The sequence below is a fragment of the Cupriavidus sp. 2TAF22 genome (assembly GCF_052115045.1).
Lineage (GTDB): Bacteria > Pseudomonadota > Gammaproteobacteria > Burkholderiales > Burkholderiaceae > Cupriavidus.
The window spans coordinates 98,558-112,832 of the sequence record NZ_JBFRFX010000013.1 but is presented as its reverse complement, the minus strand read 5'-3'; the positions used below and the strand labels follow the sequence as shown (position 1 = coordinate 112,832).

13 protein-coding genes are annotated in these 14,275 nt (G+C 66.5%); 4 read left to right on the top strand and 9 right to left on the bottom strand.

Translation table 11 applies throughout. The annotated features are described in order from the left end of the window. The first annotated feature begins 5 nt into the window (after positions 1-5). From AB4Z48_RS16915 to AB4Z48_RS16900, 4 genes are all read left to right on the top strand, one after another. Positions 6-1,595 carry an acyl-CoA carboxylase subunit beta gene (locus AB4Z48_RS16915; RefSeq protein WP_441615911.1) on the top strand — a complete coding sequence of 530 codons (1,590 nt, stop codon included), beginning with the start codon at positions 6-8 and terminating at the stop codon, positions 1,593-1,595. 41 nt (positions 1,596-1,636) lie between these two features. Beyond that, a complete protein-coding gene (locus AB4Z48_RS16910; RefSeq protein ID WP_441615909.1) occupies positions 1,637-2,956 on the top strand; it encodes an MFS transporter in 1,320 nt (439 codons plus the stop codon). A 370-nt stretch (positions 2,957-3,326) separates the two neighbouring features. Further along, complete coding sequence (locus AB4Z48_RS16905; RefSeq protein WP_441615907.1) at positions 3,327-3,899, top strand: TetR/AcrR family transcriptional regulator; 573 nt, start codon at positions 3,327-3,329, stop codon at positions 3,897-3,899. Positions 3,900-3,933: 34 nt separating this feature from the next. After that, on the top strand, positions 3,934-4,815 hold the full coding sequence (locus tag AB4Z48_RS16900) for an NmrA family NAD(P)-binding protein (protein WP_441615905.1): 882 nt from the start codon (positions 3,934-3,936) through the stop codon (positions 4,813-4,815). A 207-nt stretch (positions 4,816-5,022) separates the two neighbouring features. Here AB4Z48_RS16900 and AB4Z48_RS16895 read toward each other — a convergent pair whose 3' ends face one another. The 9 genes from AB4Z48_RS16895 to AB4Z48_RS16855 form a co-directional block, all read right to left on the bottom strand. Further along, positions 5,023-6,096 (bottom strand): acyl-CoA dehydrogenase family protein, encoded by a 1,074-nt coding sequence (locus tag AB4Z48_RS16895; protein ID WP_441615903.1) that lies wholly within the window; start codon positions 6,094-6,096, stop codon positions 5,023-5,025. 34 nt (positions 6,097-6,130) lie between these two features. Beyond that, positions 6,131-7,288, bottom strand: a complete 1,158-nt coding sequence (locus AB4Z48_RS16890; protein WP_441616498.1) for an acyl-CoA dehydrogenase family protein — start codon at positions 7,286-7,288, stop codon at positions 6,131-6,133. Between the two features lie 5 nt (positions 7,289-7,293). After that, positions 7,294-8,067, bottom strand: a complete 774-nt coding sequence (locus AB4Z48_RS16885; protein ID WP_441615901.1) for an enoyl-CoA hydratase/isomerase family protein — start codon at positions 8,065-8,067, stop codon at positions 7,294-7,296. A gap of 38 nt (positions 8,068-8,105) precedes the next feature. Further along, positions 8,106-9,098 carry an NAD(P)H-dependent flavin oxidoreductase gene (locus AB4Z48_RS16880; RefSeq protein WP_441615900.1) on the bottom strand — a complete coding sequence of 331 codons (993 nt, stop codon included), beginning with the start codon at positions 9,096-9,098 and terminating at the stop codon, positions 8,106-8,108. Next, positions 9,095-10,648: an acyl-CoA synthetase gene (locus AB4Z48_RS16875; RefSeq protein ID WP_441615898.1), complete on the bottom strand. Its 1,554-nt coding sequence runs from the start codon at positions 10,646-10,648 to the stop codon at positions 9,095-9,097. The genes AB4Z48_RS16880 and AB4Z48_RS16875 overlap by 4 nt, the downstream gene beginning before the upstream one ends. A gap of 15 nt (positions 10,649-10,663) precedes the next feature. Next, complete coding sequence (locus tag AB4Z48_RS16870) at positions 10,664-10,807, bottom strand: hypothetical protein (protein WP_441615896.1); 144 nt, start codon at positions 10,805-10,807, stop codon at positions 10,664-10,666. Positions 10,808-10,880: 73 nt separating this feature from the next. Beyond that, a complete protein-coding gene (locus AB4Z48_RS16865) occupies positions 10,881-11,861 on the bottom strand; it encodes a Bug family tripartite tricarboxylate transporter substrate binding protein (protein ID WP_441615894.1) in 981 nt (326 codons plus the stop codon). A gap of 29 nt (positions 11,862-11,890) precedes the next feature. Beyond that, positions 11,891-13,078 carry a lipid-transfer protein gene (locus tag AB4Z48_RS16860; protein ID WP_441615892.1) on the bottom strand — a complete coding sequence of 396 codons (1,188 nt, stop codon included), beginning with the start codon at positions 13,076-13,078 and terminating at the stop codon, positions 11,891-11,893. A 30-nt stretch (positions 13,079-13,108) separates the two neighbouring features. Beyond that, the gene (locus AB4Z48_RS16855) at positions 13,109-14,248 is read right to left on the bottom strand and encodes an acyl-CoA dehydrogenase family protein (RefSeq protein WP_441615890.1); all 1,140 of its coding nucleotides are present in this window, start codon (positions 14,246-14,248) and stop codon (positions 13,109-13,111) included. Between the last annotated feature and the right edge of the window lie 27 nt (positions 14,249-14,275).

The window sequence follows — 14,275 nt, the reverse complement described above, 5'->3', positions numbered from 1 at the left end:
CCGGCATGGACACCACGCTCGAACTTCCCGACCCGGTGACGGATACCGCAGCGGGCCCTGGCAGCTACGAGGCACAACGCGCCCGGCTCGACGCCCGTATCCGTGAGGCCCTGGCGATGGGAGGCGAAGCCAAGCTCGCCCGGCGCCGGGCCAGCGGCCATCTGAACGCGCGCGAGCGCATCGCGCAACTGTTGGACGACGGCTCGTTCAGCGAGACTGGCATGCTGGCGGTCTCGGTGCTTCCCGCCGACCGCGGCACATCGCCGGCCGACGCCAAGATCACCGGCACGGGGCGCGTCGACGGACGGCGAGTGGCGGTGGTGTCGAACGACATGACCGTCATGGGCGCGTCGTCCTCGGCGGTCAACATGCGCAAGATCGCCCGCCTGAAGGAGACGGCCACGCGCAGCGGCATGCCGCTGATCTTCCTGGGCGAGTCGAGCGGCTCGCGTGTGCCTGACAGCCTGGGCGCGGAAGCGATGGCCGGTGCCGGCCAGGACCCGCAGCAGTACTGCCGCCGGCGTGAAATTCCTTGGGTGAGCGCGGTGCTCGGGCCTTGCCTGGGCTCGTCGACCTGGTACACCTGCCTTTCCGATTTCGTGGTCATGCGCAAGGGCGCGTTCCTCGCGGTGTCGAGCGCGCGGGTCACGTCGCTGGCCATCGGCGAAGCGGTCGATCCCGGGGAACTCGGCGGCTGGAAGCTGCATGCCGAGCAGACCGGGCTGGTGGACGTGATCGTCGACAGCGACGAGGAAGCGCTGGCGGCAATCCGCCGCTTCCTCGGCTACCTGCCGTCGCACGCCGGCGTCCGCCCGCCGAGCCTCCCGGCTGCCAAGGCGACCGCGCCCGACGCGGACAGGCTCCTCGAACTCGTGCCGTCGGCGCGCAGCAAGACCTACGATATGCGCAAGGTCATCGCCGGCATCGTCGACGAAGGCAGCTTCTTCAACCTGAAGGATCGCTTCGGTCGTGCCGCGGTGACCGGCCTGGCGCGGCTGAATGGCGAGAGCGTGGGCATCGTCGCCTCGAATCCGATGTTCAAGGGCGGCGCGATGGACCCCGAGGCTTGCCGCAAGGTCACGTCGTTCCTGGTGATGTGCGATTCGTTCAACATACCGATCCTCTTCCTGGTCGACACGCCGGGCTTCCTGGTCGGCATCGAGGGCGAGCGCAAGGCTGCACCCGCGCATATCATGAACATGATTCACGCCGTGCAACTGTGCAGCGTGCCTAAGCTGTCAGTCATCCTGCGCAAGAGCTACGGCCAGGCCTACATCAACATGGGCGGCGGCCGCAACAGCGACGAGGTGGCGGCCTGGACCAGCGCCGACACCAGCTTCATGGACCCGCAGATCGGCGTCAGCGTGCTCCACGGCATCAAGCGCGAGGACGACCCGGCGCGCTTTGACCGACTGAAGGCCGAACTGGCGCGCGATACCTCGGCCTACGCACTGGCCGGCGCCTTCGGCGTACAGGCCGTGATTCCCCCGCAGCAGACCCGCGCCTGGCTGATCGAAGCATTGGCCACCCATCGCCGCGAAGGTAACGGCGGCATCGGCCAGCACGAGATGCGCGCGTGGCCGACGTACATCTGAATGCACTTCGACCAGTAGGCTTAACCCAAGGGATGCCAGACGTGAAAACCACTACCCTGTCGGCCGTAACGGCCAACACCCCCCTGAACGCGCCCGCCGGGCTGTCGCGTGCCCATGCGTGGGTCGTGTTCGCGCTCACCTTTGGCCTGATGCTGTCCGACTATCTGTCGCGCCAGCTCATCGGCGCGGTATTTCCCGCCTTGAAAGCCGAATGGGCGCTCTCCGACTCGCAACTCGGGATGCTGGTGAGCGTGGTCTCGCTTGCCGTCGGCGTGCTGTGCGTGCCGATTTCACTGGTCTCGGACCGCTGGGGACGAGTCAAGAGCATCACGCTGATGGCCTTCGTGTGGTGCCTGGCGACTATCGCCTGCGGCCTGGCGCAGAGCTATGGCCAGTTGCTGCTGGCGCGGATGTTCGTCGGCCTCGGCGAGGCGGCTTACGGTGCAGCGGGGGCCGCGTTGCTGGCCCATGTGTTTCCCGCCAGGCAGCGCGCCGCGGTGCTGGGCGCATTCCTGTCGGCCGGCTTGTTCGGGTCCGTACTCGGCGTGGTCGTCGGGGGCGCCGTGGCGGCCCAGGCGGGGTGGCGCATGGCCTTCTTTGCCGTGGGGGCGCCGGGCCTGCTGCTGGCCCTGATCTATCCCTTCGTCGTGCGCGACTACAAGACCGCCGCGTTGAGCGCCGAGGGGCAGGGGGATGCCGCGCCGGCCCGGCTGCGCCTCGGCCAGATCGCGCGCGAAGTGTTTGCCGCGCGCTCGGGCAATCTCACCTACGTCGCGAGCGGATTGCAGATGGCAATACCGGCGATCCTCATTGCATGGCTGCCGACATACCTCGGCCGCTACCAGGGCATGGACGTGAAGCAGGCAGGGCTGATGGCCGGCGTGGCCGTGCTGGCTTCCGGCATCGGCATGATCTTTGGCGGCGGTCTGGCGGACCGGCTTAGCGCCAGGCATCCGCGACGCCGGGCGCTGGTGCCCGCCGCCTATGCGGTGCTGTCGGCTCTGGTACTGATTACCGCATTCGCGCTGCCGCCCGGTCCGCTGGCCCTGGGCCTGATCTTCCTTGGCGCATTGTTCGCCGCCGCGCACGGAGGCTGTTCCGGGGCCATCGTTTGCGATGTCACCCATCCCGGCGTGCGCGCGACGGTGACGGCGATCATCTCCCTGGCCAACAACCTGATTGGCCTCGCGCCGGGCCCCCTGCTCGTCGGCGCGTTCTCGGACGTTCTCGGCCTGAAGCCGGCACTGACGCTGGCGCCCGTGTTTGCGCTGGCGGCGGCGGTCTTCTTCGTCCTGGCCTCGCGCACCTACGAGGCAGATGCCGCGCGCCATCGCACAAGCGGGACGCAAGAGCCAGCCTGACCGTATTTCGTGATCGTTCGACCCACACAGTTAGAACAGAAGACAGGGGCGGGAGGTGTGCCGCTCTTTGGCTCGCTTGTCGCCTTTCTGTCTGACCGCCGTCCCGTGCCGGGCGTTCTGGAAACGCCTGCATTGGGGGAGCGTCGGGTGTGGGCAAATCATCTGCCCTTACGCGTTGGTTTGAGACCGTCTCGATGCGACCCGCCGTGATCAACGGTCTCAAGGCCTCTGCCCAGGGCGCCACGGCCCCTGGCTTCAGGTCTACTAATCCGCACTCGCTTCGCGCAAGCTTCTCTTCTTGACTTCCATTTAGATGGTACCTACAATCTATTTAAGATTGTTAGCGACCACACACAACAGGAGCGGCGAGATGAGGAAGACGAAGGTCGAGACGGCGGAAACCCGTCGACGCATTGTCGAGGTTGCCGCGCGGGAATTCCGGCTGAACGGCATCCAGGCGACGGGGCTGAGCGACGTGATGTCTCCGTTGAACCTTACGCAGGGCGGCTTCTATCGGCATTTCGACTCGAAGGACCAGTTGGTTGCAGAAGCGTGTTCTCAGGCCATGACTGAAGTGATCGAGGGGCTGACAACGGTCGCTCGCGACAGTCAGGCTGCCAGCGGTTTCGCCGCCATGGTGGAAGCCTACGTGTCTCAGGCCCACCGCGACACACCGACCGGCGGATGCCCTCTGGCGGCAATGGGAAGCGAACTCGCCAGGGCCGATAAACAAACGCGCGCGGCCGCCGCGCAAGGTTTTGATGATCTGGTCGACGTACTGGCGAAGCAACTGGCGGACAAGCCGCCGCAGGAAGCCAGGTCGTCTGCCGTGTTCGCGCTGGCAGCCATGATCGGGGCCGTCACGATGTCAAGAGTCGTTGAAGATGCCGACGCTTCAACGGCGATTCTGGAGGATGTGAAGCAACACCTCGGGGCGATGTAAACCTGTCGGACACATTCACAGATTGGAGTAATTAATGGAACAGCGCAAATTCCTCATCACGGGCGCCACGGGCAAGACCGGCGTCTACACCGTCCGGTTCCTGCTGAAGGCGGGGCACGCGGTTCGCGCCTTCGTACACCAGGAGGATGAGCGGAGCGCAGCCCTGCGCGAAGAAGGGGCAGAGATTTTCGTCGGCGACCTCCTCGAGCACGACGACGTGATTCGCGCCATGGACGGAGTGGACGGCGCGTACCTGTGCTATCCGGTTCGTCCCGGCTACATCCAGGCCACCTCGTACTTCGCTGATGCCGCACGGCGTGCCGGCGTCGAGGTCGTGGTCGAGATGTCGCAAATCTCGGCGCGGGAAGATTCCAGGAGCCATGCCGCGCGCGATCACTGGATTGCCGAGCGCGTTCTCGACTGGTCCGACGTTCCGGCAGTCCATATTCGCCCGACGTACTTCTCCGAATGGCTGACATTTCCGTGGGTGCTCGATCCTTTGGTGCAGGAAGGCAAGATCACGCTGCCCTACGGGGAAGGGCGTCATGCGCCGATCGCAGCCGAGGACCAGGCGCGTCTGATCGCCAACATTCTCGCGGAACCCGCAGGCCATATTGGCAAGACTTACTCTCTATTCGGCCCCGTCGAGCTGAATCAGCAGGAGATCGCCAGCGAGATCAGCAAGGTGCTGGGACGCGAGATCACCTATGTGCCATCGACCCTCGAGCAATATCGCGAACATCTGGAGAAGTACAAGCTGCCTGAGTTCGTGATCCAGCATTTCCTTGAAACCGCCATCGACTATCAGAACGGAATCTTCTCCGGTACGGATGGCGTTATCGAAGAAATCACGGGCAAGGCGCCGCAGACCGTGGCTGCGTTTGTACAGGCCAATCGCCAGGTGTTCCAGGCGTAATTTCGCCAGGAACCTGCCGCCCACACAGTCCAATGATCGTGTGGGCGGACGGGCGGGGGCGCAGGTTCATGAAAGGCGGTGGTAGCACGAAATCCAATTCGAACGGTACATCCGGCATTGGCCTTGAACCGATCAGGAGAAAGAAGTGAGCATCCCTGTCACTATCGGTGGCTTGATTGCGCCCGATTCGGAACTGATACGCCCACGCTAGCCGCGACAAGGGACATACGCGCCGAAGCGCAGTTTCAGCAGTGCTTCGCTTACCACCTCCCGCCTCCCGCCTTGCTCCTCCAATAGCGTGGCTTTTCTCACAAACTCCACGGTGCCTGCTTCACTGGCCAGGAGGGCTTCCCCGACCTGGACAGACCAACACGCCTCCGATCCGTGCGCGGCCCGCCATTCGTGCAACCGCCGCGTCAGCAATTGCAGGTCATACTCCTGCGTCACCCCGATCGCCCCATGCAGACCATGCGCGCTCGCGGCTACCAGTTGCGCCGCCTCGCTGCTGCGTGCCTTCGCAATCGCCGCCGTCAGTCGCTGCGGCTGCGTGCCGTTGGTGCCGAAGGCGAGCTCGGCGGCCACCGTGGCGGCGGCGATGTGCTCGGTCATGACCGCCAGTTGATGCTGGATCGCCTGGTACTTGCCGATCGACTTGCCGAACTGCGAGCGGTCCTGGCAGTACTGGAGCGTCATCGCGCCGACGCGCGCGGCGGCCCCCGCGATCAGCGCGGCGTGGAGTGCGGCGCCCCATGCCTGGACGTCGGCGGAGGTCGCACCGGGCAGAGGCGTGGCGACATCGCCGGGCAGCCAGCGCAATGTCGCGCGCTGGCTGCCGCGCACGCCTGTGCCGATGCGCTCGGCCCCGCGGCAGTCGAGCAGATGCAAACCGTCAGCCGTGCCGGCCAGGGTGAAGTCGGCGACCGCACCGAACGGCGTGTATGCGCACACGAGCGCGCCGTTGGCCTCGCGGCGGCACGACTGGGCCAGCGTGATCATGCCGCCCGGCGCGGCGGTATCGGTGCGTGCGAGCAGCGCGCGGGCGGCGATGCTTTGCGCGAGCGGCACCGGCACGGCGTGGCTGCCGATGGTGGTGAAAATCGAAAAGAGGTCGGACAGCGACAGTCCCGCACCGCCGGCGTCTTCGGCGGCTAGCAGTTCGAGAAATCCGGCGTCGGCGAGCGCGTTCCACGCAGGCGCGGGATCGGCCCCGGCTTCGATCGCGCGAATGGCAGCCGGCGTGAATTGGTCCTGCAGGATGGCTTCAATGGCTTCTGTGAACATGGGTGGTCTCCCGTATATGGCCTGCGGGGGCGTCTCAGCGCAGGCCTAGCGCGCGCGCGATCATGCCGCGCAGGATTTCGCGCGTGCCGCCGCGCAGCGAGAAGGTCGGCGAAATCTGGCTCAGGTATGCGACCGTGCGGTACAACTCGGGGTCGGGCGGCGAGTCCGGGTCGGCGGCCATCGCGGATTCGATATAGGCCGGAATGGCCTGTTCGATCTCCGTGCCGAGGTCTTTCACGAGCGCGGCTTCGACCACCGGGCTTTCGTGGCGTGCGAGCTTGGCCGTCACGGCGACCGACATATTGCGCAGCGTGGCGATATGCGTGACGAATCGACCGAGCGCGGCAGCCTCTTCGCGCGTGGCGCCATGGCGGCGCAGGTGGTTCGCCCACAGGTCGAGCAGCACGATGCTCGAGTAGATGCGCTCCGGCCCGCTGCGCTCGAAAGCAAGTTCGGCATTGACCTGCTCCCAGCCGCTGCCTTCTTCGCCGATCAGCGTGTCGGCGGCAAGCTCGACGTTGTCGAAGACGACTTCGCAGAAATGCGCGTCGCCTGTGAGGTCGTGGATCGGGCGGATCGTGACGCCCGGCAGCGACAGATCGACGATGAGTTGGGACAGCCCTTTCTGTTTGTCCTCCGGCGCGCCCGACGTGCGCACCAGTGCGATCATGTACTGGCAGTGATGGGCATTGGTCGTCCAGATCTTCTGCCCGTTCAGCCGCCAACCCGTCCCGGTCGGCGTGGCGCGGCTGCGTACGCTGGCGAGGTCGGAGCCGGAATTGGGCTCGCTCATGCCGATGCAGAAGAATGCCTCGCCACGGCACAGGCGCGGCAGGTAGAACTGCCGCTGCGCTTCGCTGCCATAGCGCAGGATCTGCGGACCGCTCTGGCGGTCGGCGATCCAGTGCGCGGCGACGGGTGCGCCCGCGCTCAGCAGTTCCTCAACGAGCACGAAGCGGCGGAACGCATCGATCCCCGCGCCGCCATAGGCGGGCGGCAGCGTCAGCCCGACCCAGCCGCGCGCGGCGAGGCGACGGCTGAAATCGGCGTCGAAGCCCATCCACGAGCGCGCGCGGCGCTCGGCGGACGCCGCCGGCTGGTGATCTGCGAGGAATTGCCTGACTTCGGCGCGGAAGGCCTCGGCCTCGGGCGGAAGCTCGGCGAGGCGGAAGGTTTGCAGCAACTGGTTCAGCATCACTATTTCCCCGTGAATACGGCGGCACGGCGCGCGGCCGTGGCGGCCACGCCTTCGGCGAAATCGGCAGTCTGCACCTGCCATTCCTGTTCCGACGCCTCGCGGTCCACGGCGGCAGACACGGCGTCGGCCAGGCCCTGGCGCAGCGTGGCGCGGGTCGACACCACGGCCAGCGGCGCCGATGCCGCGATTTCCTGCGCGAGCATCACGGCGTGCTCGAGCACGGCGTCGTCCGGCGCCAGCACGTCGGCCAGACCGATCTCGACCGCCTCGCGGCCGGTGATCCGGCGTCCGGTGAACAACAGCTTCGTAGCCTGCTGCATGCCGATCAGGCGAGGCAGCGTGACCGACAGCCCGAAGCCCGGATGAATGCCGAGCCGGTTGAAGTTGACCGCGAAGCGCGCGGCGTCGCTGGTCACACGGAAATCGGCCACCAGTGCGAGTCCGACGCCGCCGCCGATGGCCGGGCCATGTACCGCGGCGATGATCGGCTTGCGCGTGCGAAACAGGCGCACGGCGTGCTTGTAGATCCGGCGCGGCATCTGCGGATCGGTGGGGCCGCCCGAGAAATCGGCGCCGGCGCAGAAGGCCTTGCCTTGCGCGGCGAGCACGATGGCGCGGCACGACGCATCGTCGTCGAGGCGTTCGAAGATCGCAACGAGGTCATGGATCAACGCCTCGTCGAAATAGTTGTGTGGGGGACGTACCAGCTCGACGATCGCCACGTGGCCGTCATGGCGCACGGCGATGTCCCGGGAGTCTTGATGAGATTGCATGGAGGTCTCCTGTATCGCTTCTTTTGTACAAAGTGCCATCACGACATGGTGGCACCGAGGCGCGCGGTGGCTTGCCGCGCGTCGGCCATCAGCCGTGCGACGATGGCACCGGCCGGCTCGATGCGATCGGCGAATCCGCCGGCCGGTCCGAGTGACACGATGCCCGCTTCGACATCGCCGCCTTCGTACACGCGCTCGCGCGTGCGGGCCGAGAGAATCAGGTCGCCGAACTCGGCATGCGAGCGCGCACCCTGCGCTTCGAGTTGCTGCACCGCGCGGGCGGTGTCGTTCGCCAGTACGCGCCAGGTGTCGCCGAGCGTATCGAGGATGGCGACCGAGCAATGTTCGTCGGACGCCGCGATGCGTTCCTTTAGCGCCCGATGCGCGATGATCTCGTCGGCCACCATGAAGCGGCTGCCGAGCACCACGGCGTCGGCGCCCATCGCAAGCGCAGCGGCAATCTGGCGGCCGCTGCCAATGCCGCCGCCGATCGCCAGCGGCACGCGCACGCGTTCCAGCGCAAAGGCGCCGTTGACGAACGCCGATAGCTTGTTGGCGCCGGGATGGCCGCCTTCTTCCAGTCCGACCAGCGCCACCGCATCCACGCCCAGCCGCTCTGCCGACAGCGCATGGCGCACGCTCGGGCATTTGTGGATCAGCACGCCGCCGCCGCGCTGGATCGGGCCGACCAGCTCCGCCGGCGAATTGCCGGCGCTTTCGAAATGCCGCACGCCTTCTTCGAGCGCGATGCGGACCCAGTCCTGCACGGCAGCGTTGTGGCCGGCGCGGCGCGCCAGCGTCAGGTTGACGCCAAACGGCTTGCCGCCGGTCAGTTCACGGCAACGGCGCAGGTCCTGGCGCAGCGCGTCAGGCGTGGCGAACGAGCGCGCCGTGATGAAGCCCATCGCCCCGGCGTTGACGACAGCCGCCACCACGCCGGATTCGCCGAGATGGTGCATGCCGCCGAGCAGGAGCGGGTGACGGATGCCGAACAGGTCGGTCAGGCGCGTGCGGAACCGCGCGGCCGTCATGACGGCTTCCAGTAGCGTTCGCGCAGCGAGGTCTTGTAGAGCTTGCCGGTCGGCAGACGTGGCATCGCGTCGATAAAGTCGAGCGAGCGCGGGACCATGTACTTCGCCACCTTCGTGCGCAGGTAGGCGAGCAGTTCCTCCGCCAGTTCCGGGGTCGGGCTGACGCCTGCCGCCGGCTCCACGATGGCCTTGACCTCCTCGCCCATCTCCGGATTCGGCACCCCGATGACGGCGGCGTCGCCCACACTGGGATGGATCACCAGCGCATCCTCGATCGCCTGCGGATAGATGTTGACCCCGCCCGAAATGATCATGAACGCCTTGCGGTCGGTCAGGTACAGATAGCCGTCGGCATCGACATGCCCCACGTCGCCCACCGCGGTCCAGCTCGGATGGCGTGGGTGCTGCGCGGCGCGTGTCTTTTCCGGATCGTTGTGGTAGTGGAACGGCAGCGTGTCGCGCTCGAAGTACACCGTCCCGGTCTTGCCGGCAGGCAACTCGTTGCCGTCATCGTCGCAGATGCGGATGCGGCCGAGCAGGGCCGTGCCGACTGATCCGGGGTGGGCCAGCCATTCCTGCGTGTCGAGGCTGGTCGACCCGTTGCCTTCGGTGGCGGCGTAGTACTCGTACAGGATCGGTCCCCACCAGGCGATCATGTCGCGCTTGGTTTCCTGCGGGCATGGAGCGGCCGCATGAATGGCCACGCGATGGCTTGACAGGTCGTACGCGCCGCGCGCCGCGCCATCGAGCTTGAGCATGCGGATGAACATGGTCGGCACCCACTGGCTATGGGTGACTCGATGGCGTTCGATCATGCGCAGCGCGTCTTCGGCGTCGAACTTCTCCATGAAAATGACGGTACCGCCGCCGAACTGCGTTTCCAGCCCGTAGCCCAGTGGTGCCGTGTGGTACAGCGGCGCCGGGGACAAGTACACGGTATTGGCGTCGAAGCCGTAGCGGTCGAATTGCGGGCGGCGCGCGGAGCCGGAGCCCTCGGTGACCTTGCCTTCGGCCTGGGCGCGGAGGATACCCTTCGGGCGTCCCGTTGTGCCGGAGCTGTAGACCATCGTGGCGCCGAGCCATTCGTCGGCCAGGCGCTCGGCGGGGCAGGCAGCAACTTCTGCTTCGTAGCTGTCCCAGCCAGGAATCGTGCCATCGATCATCAGCCGCTTGCGGCAGGTCGGCATGATGTCGCGCAGGGCCGTGGCCAGGTCGCGCATGGCCCAAGAGGTCACGACGACCTGGGCATTGCTGTCTTCGATGATATAGGCGGCCTCCGGGGCGGTCAGGTAGCGGTTGACCGGCGTGATCAGCAGCCCGGAGCGCAACGCGGCCCAGCACACCTCGAAGCAGCGGATATTGTTCTCCAGCACCATGGCAAGGTGGTCGCCACGGCGCAGGCCAAGCGCGTAGAGGTACTGGGCGAAGCGGTTGGAGCGTTCGTCAAGTTCTTGGTATGTGAGCAAATCTCCCGTGGTGCCGTTGATGACGGCGGGCTTGTCGGGCGTCTGCGCGGCGTGGTCGCCGAGGTATTTCGGGGTTTTCGTCATGGCTTGGGCTCGCGATCAGCGTTGCGGAATCTCGCCGGAAACATCGGCGTTGGCGGCGGCCTGGCGCACCAGTGCCGGAATCTCGGCGACCACTTCCTGCGCAGGCGCACTGGCGGCGCCAGTGACGACGACGCGGTTTTTGCAGATCTGTTGTTGCATGGTTGCTTCTCTGAGTATTCCGATGGATGCTCGATGGTCCTTCGCGGGGCGCCGCGAAGGACCGCGCCGGTGACTAGCGCGCGCTGACGTCGTAGGTCTTGACGATCGATGCGTAGCGCCCGCGCTCCGCATCGATCATCCGGCTCATTTCCTTCCCGGGCATGCCGAGTACGCCGGCGTACAGCGTCTGTGCGGCGAAGCTCTTGAACTCGGCGGAGCCGATGGCCTTGAGCAATGCGTCCTCCAGCCTGGCGACGACCGGCTCCGGCGTTTTCGCGCTGACCGCGAAGCCCACCCAGACCGTCAGCTCGTAGCCGGGCAGACCACTTTCGGCGACCGTCGGGACATCGGGCAGTTCGGGATGGCGTGCGCGGGTCGTGACAGCCAGTGGGCGCAGCTTGCCGGCACGGATGAGCGGCAGCGCGCCGCCGAGATCGAGCAGCGCCGCGTCCACGGCGCCCCCCATCACGTCGGTCTGGGCCTGAGATGCGCCCTTGTAGAGGACGTGGTTGAACTCGACCCCGGACATCTGCTGCATCTGCAGCGCGCCGAGCCGGTAGTGGTAGCTGTAGTTCGCCAGGCTGACCGAGTTCGGCGCCTTCTTCGCGGCGGCCAGAAAGTCGCCGAACGTCTTGTACGGCGACGACGGGCCCGTCACCAGTACCGACGTGGCGCGGATCGCGGCGGCGAGCGGACGCAGGTCGCGCCTGGGATCGTAGGGCAGGTGATCGTGCACCAGCGGGTTGATGACCATCGCGCTGGGCGAGATCATCAGCACGCTGTAGCCGTCGGGCGGTGCCGTGAGGACGCTCTGCGTGGCGATGATGGTGTCGGCGCCAGGCCGGTTTTCCACCACGGCCGGCTGCCCCAGCAACTTGCCGGCGCGCTCCGCCACGAAGCGGGTTACGGTGTCGGAACCGCTGCCTTGCGTGAGCGGAACGACAAAGCGCAGCGGCCGCGAAGGGTAGCTGTCGGCGGCGCCGGCCAGTGCCGGCAGCAGTATGGCGAACGTTAGCCCAAGGCCCGCCAGCCAGGTGAGTCGTGCACGCTTCATGTTTGTCTCCTCCTGCGTTCTTGTGTCGTTCAGTTCTTGCCGTACAACGTGACCACGCAGGCGCCACCCAGTCCAAGGTTGTGCTGCAGGGCCAGCCGCGCGCCTTCCACCTGGCGCTGCTCCGCCGTGCCGCGCAACTGGTGCGTCAGCTCGAAGCACTGCGCCAGCCCGGTTGCGCCGAGCGGGTGTCCCTTCGACAGCAGCCCGCCGGACGGACCCACCACCACCTTGCCACCGTAGGTGTTGTCGCCGTCGCGCACGAATTTTTCCGCGCCGCCTTCCGGGCAGAAGCCGAGCGCTTCATAGCTGATGACTTCGTTCTGGGCGAAGCAGTCATGCAGCTCGCAGACATCGATATCCTCGGGGCCGACACCGGCCTTCTCATAGACCCGGTTGACTGCGGAGCGGGTCATATGCGTGCCGACGTAGTTCAGCATCGACGGCGGGTCGAACGAGGCGAGCGGATCCGTGGTGAGCGCCTGCGCCAGGATCTGCACGTCGGTGCGCAGGCCGTGCTTGCGGGCGAAGCGCTCCGAAACGAGGATGGCCGCCGCGCCGCCGCAGGTGGGCGGGCATGCCATCAGGCGGGTGAGCACGCCGGGCAACAGCGGGGTGTCGTTCAGCACGTCCTCGGTGGTCACCACCTTGCGGAACAGCGCCAGCGGATTGTTGGCAGCGTGGCGGCTGGCCTTGGCGCGCACCGCGGCAAAGGTCGCGAGGCTCGTGCCGTAGCGTTGCATGTGCTCGCGGCCGGCGCCGGCGAAGGTGCGCACCGCTTGCGGCAGATGGGCCATGTCGGCGGTCAGGCCATGCATGATGGGCTGGAAGCGGGCGCGCGTGACAGGACGGTCGTCCCAGTGCGATTTCAGCGCCCCGGCCTGCATCTGCTCGAAGCCGAGGGCCAGCACGCAGTCGGCGTCGCCGGTGGCGATTGCCTGGCGTGCCAGGTACAGCGCGGTCGAGCCGGTCGAGCAGTTGTTGTTGACGTTGACGATGGGGATGCCGGTCATGCCGACCTCGTACAGGGCGGTCTGGCCACACGTGGAATCGCCGTAGACGTAGCCGGCAAACGCCTGCTGCACGTCGCTGTAGGCAATGCCGGCGTCGGCCAGCGCGCGGCGTGCGGCCTCCGCGCCCATTTCGGTGTAGCTTGCGCACGCGCCCGGCTTGGCAAAGGGAATCATGCCGACGCCGGCAACCAGTACTTTTTCGCTCATGGTGATTGTTCCTCGGGAAAAATGATGAAATCAGAGCTTGCGCGAGATGAGATCGCGCAGGACCTCGCTGGTGCCGCCGAAGATGCGCGTCACGCGCATGTCGACGAACGAGCGTGCGATGGGGTATTCCAGCATGTAGCCGTATCCGCCGTGCAACTGCACCATCTCGTCGAGGCACTTCCACAGCGTCTCGGTGGCGAAGAGCTTGGCAATGGCTGCCTCCTGCAGCGTGAGCTTGCGCGCCATGTGCTGGCCGATGTAGTAGTCGATCATCGTGCGCACGGCGATGGCCTGTGCCTTGACGTCGGCCAGCTTGAACTTGGTGTTCTGGAAATCCCAGACGGTCTGGTTGAAGGCCTTGCGCGACTTGACATACTCCAGCGTCAACTCGAGCTGACGCTCCAGGCGGGCGGCACTGTAGACGCCGATGATCAGGCGCTCCTGGGGCAGCTCTTCCATCAGGTGGATGAAGCCGCTGTTCTCCACGCCGAGGAGGTTGCTCGCCGGCACCCGCACGTCATCGAAAAACAGCTCGGCGGTATCGGCCGCGTGCTGCCCGACCTTTTCCAGCTTGCGTCCACGGCGGAAGCCCGGGCGGTCGGCCTCGACCATGATCAGGCTCACTCCCTTGGCGCCGGCGCCCGGATCGGTCTTGCAGACCACGACGACCCAGTCGGCGGTCAGGCCGTTGGAGATGAAGGTCTTGCTGCCGTTGATGACCCATTCGTCGCCTTCGCGCACGGCCGTGGTGCGGATCGACTTGAGGTCGGAACCGGTGCCCGGCTCGGTCATGGCGATGGCGAGGATCTTCTCGCCCCGGCAGACGGGGGGCAGCCAGCGTTGCTTTTGCTCTTCCGTGCCAAGCCGGGCGATGTAGGGCGCGGTAATGTCGGAGTGAACCGAGAAACTCGGGCCCGACACGCTGGAGCGGTGGTACTCCTCGGCGAGCACCGCCGCGTGGCCGAAGTCACCGCCGCCGCCGCCATATTCCGTCGGGACAGTGACGCCCAGCAGCCCTTCGCGGCCAGCCTTCAGCCAGATGTCCCGGCCGGCCTGGCCGGCCTGGTCCCATTCCGCCTGGCGCGGGGCACACTCGCGTTCGAAGAAGCGGCGCGCAGTGGCGCGGAACATTTCATGGTCTTCGCGATAGACGCTGCGCTGGATCTCCACTGCAGACTCTCCCAATCCGGTTGGCGG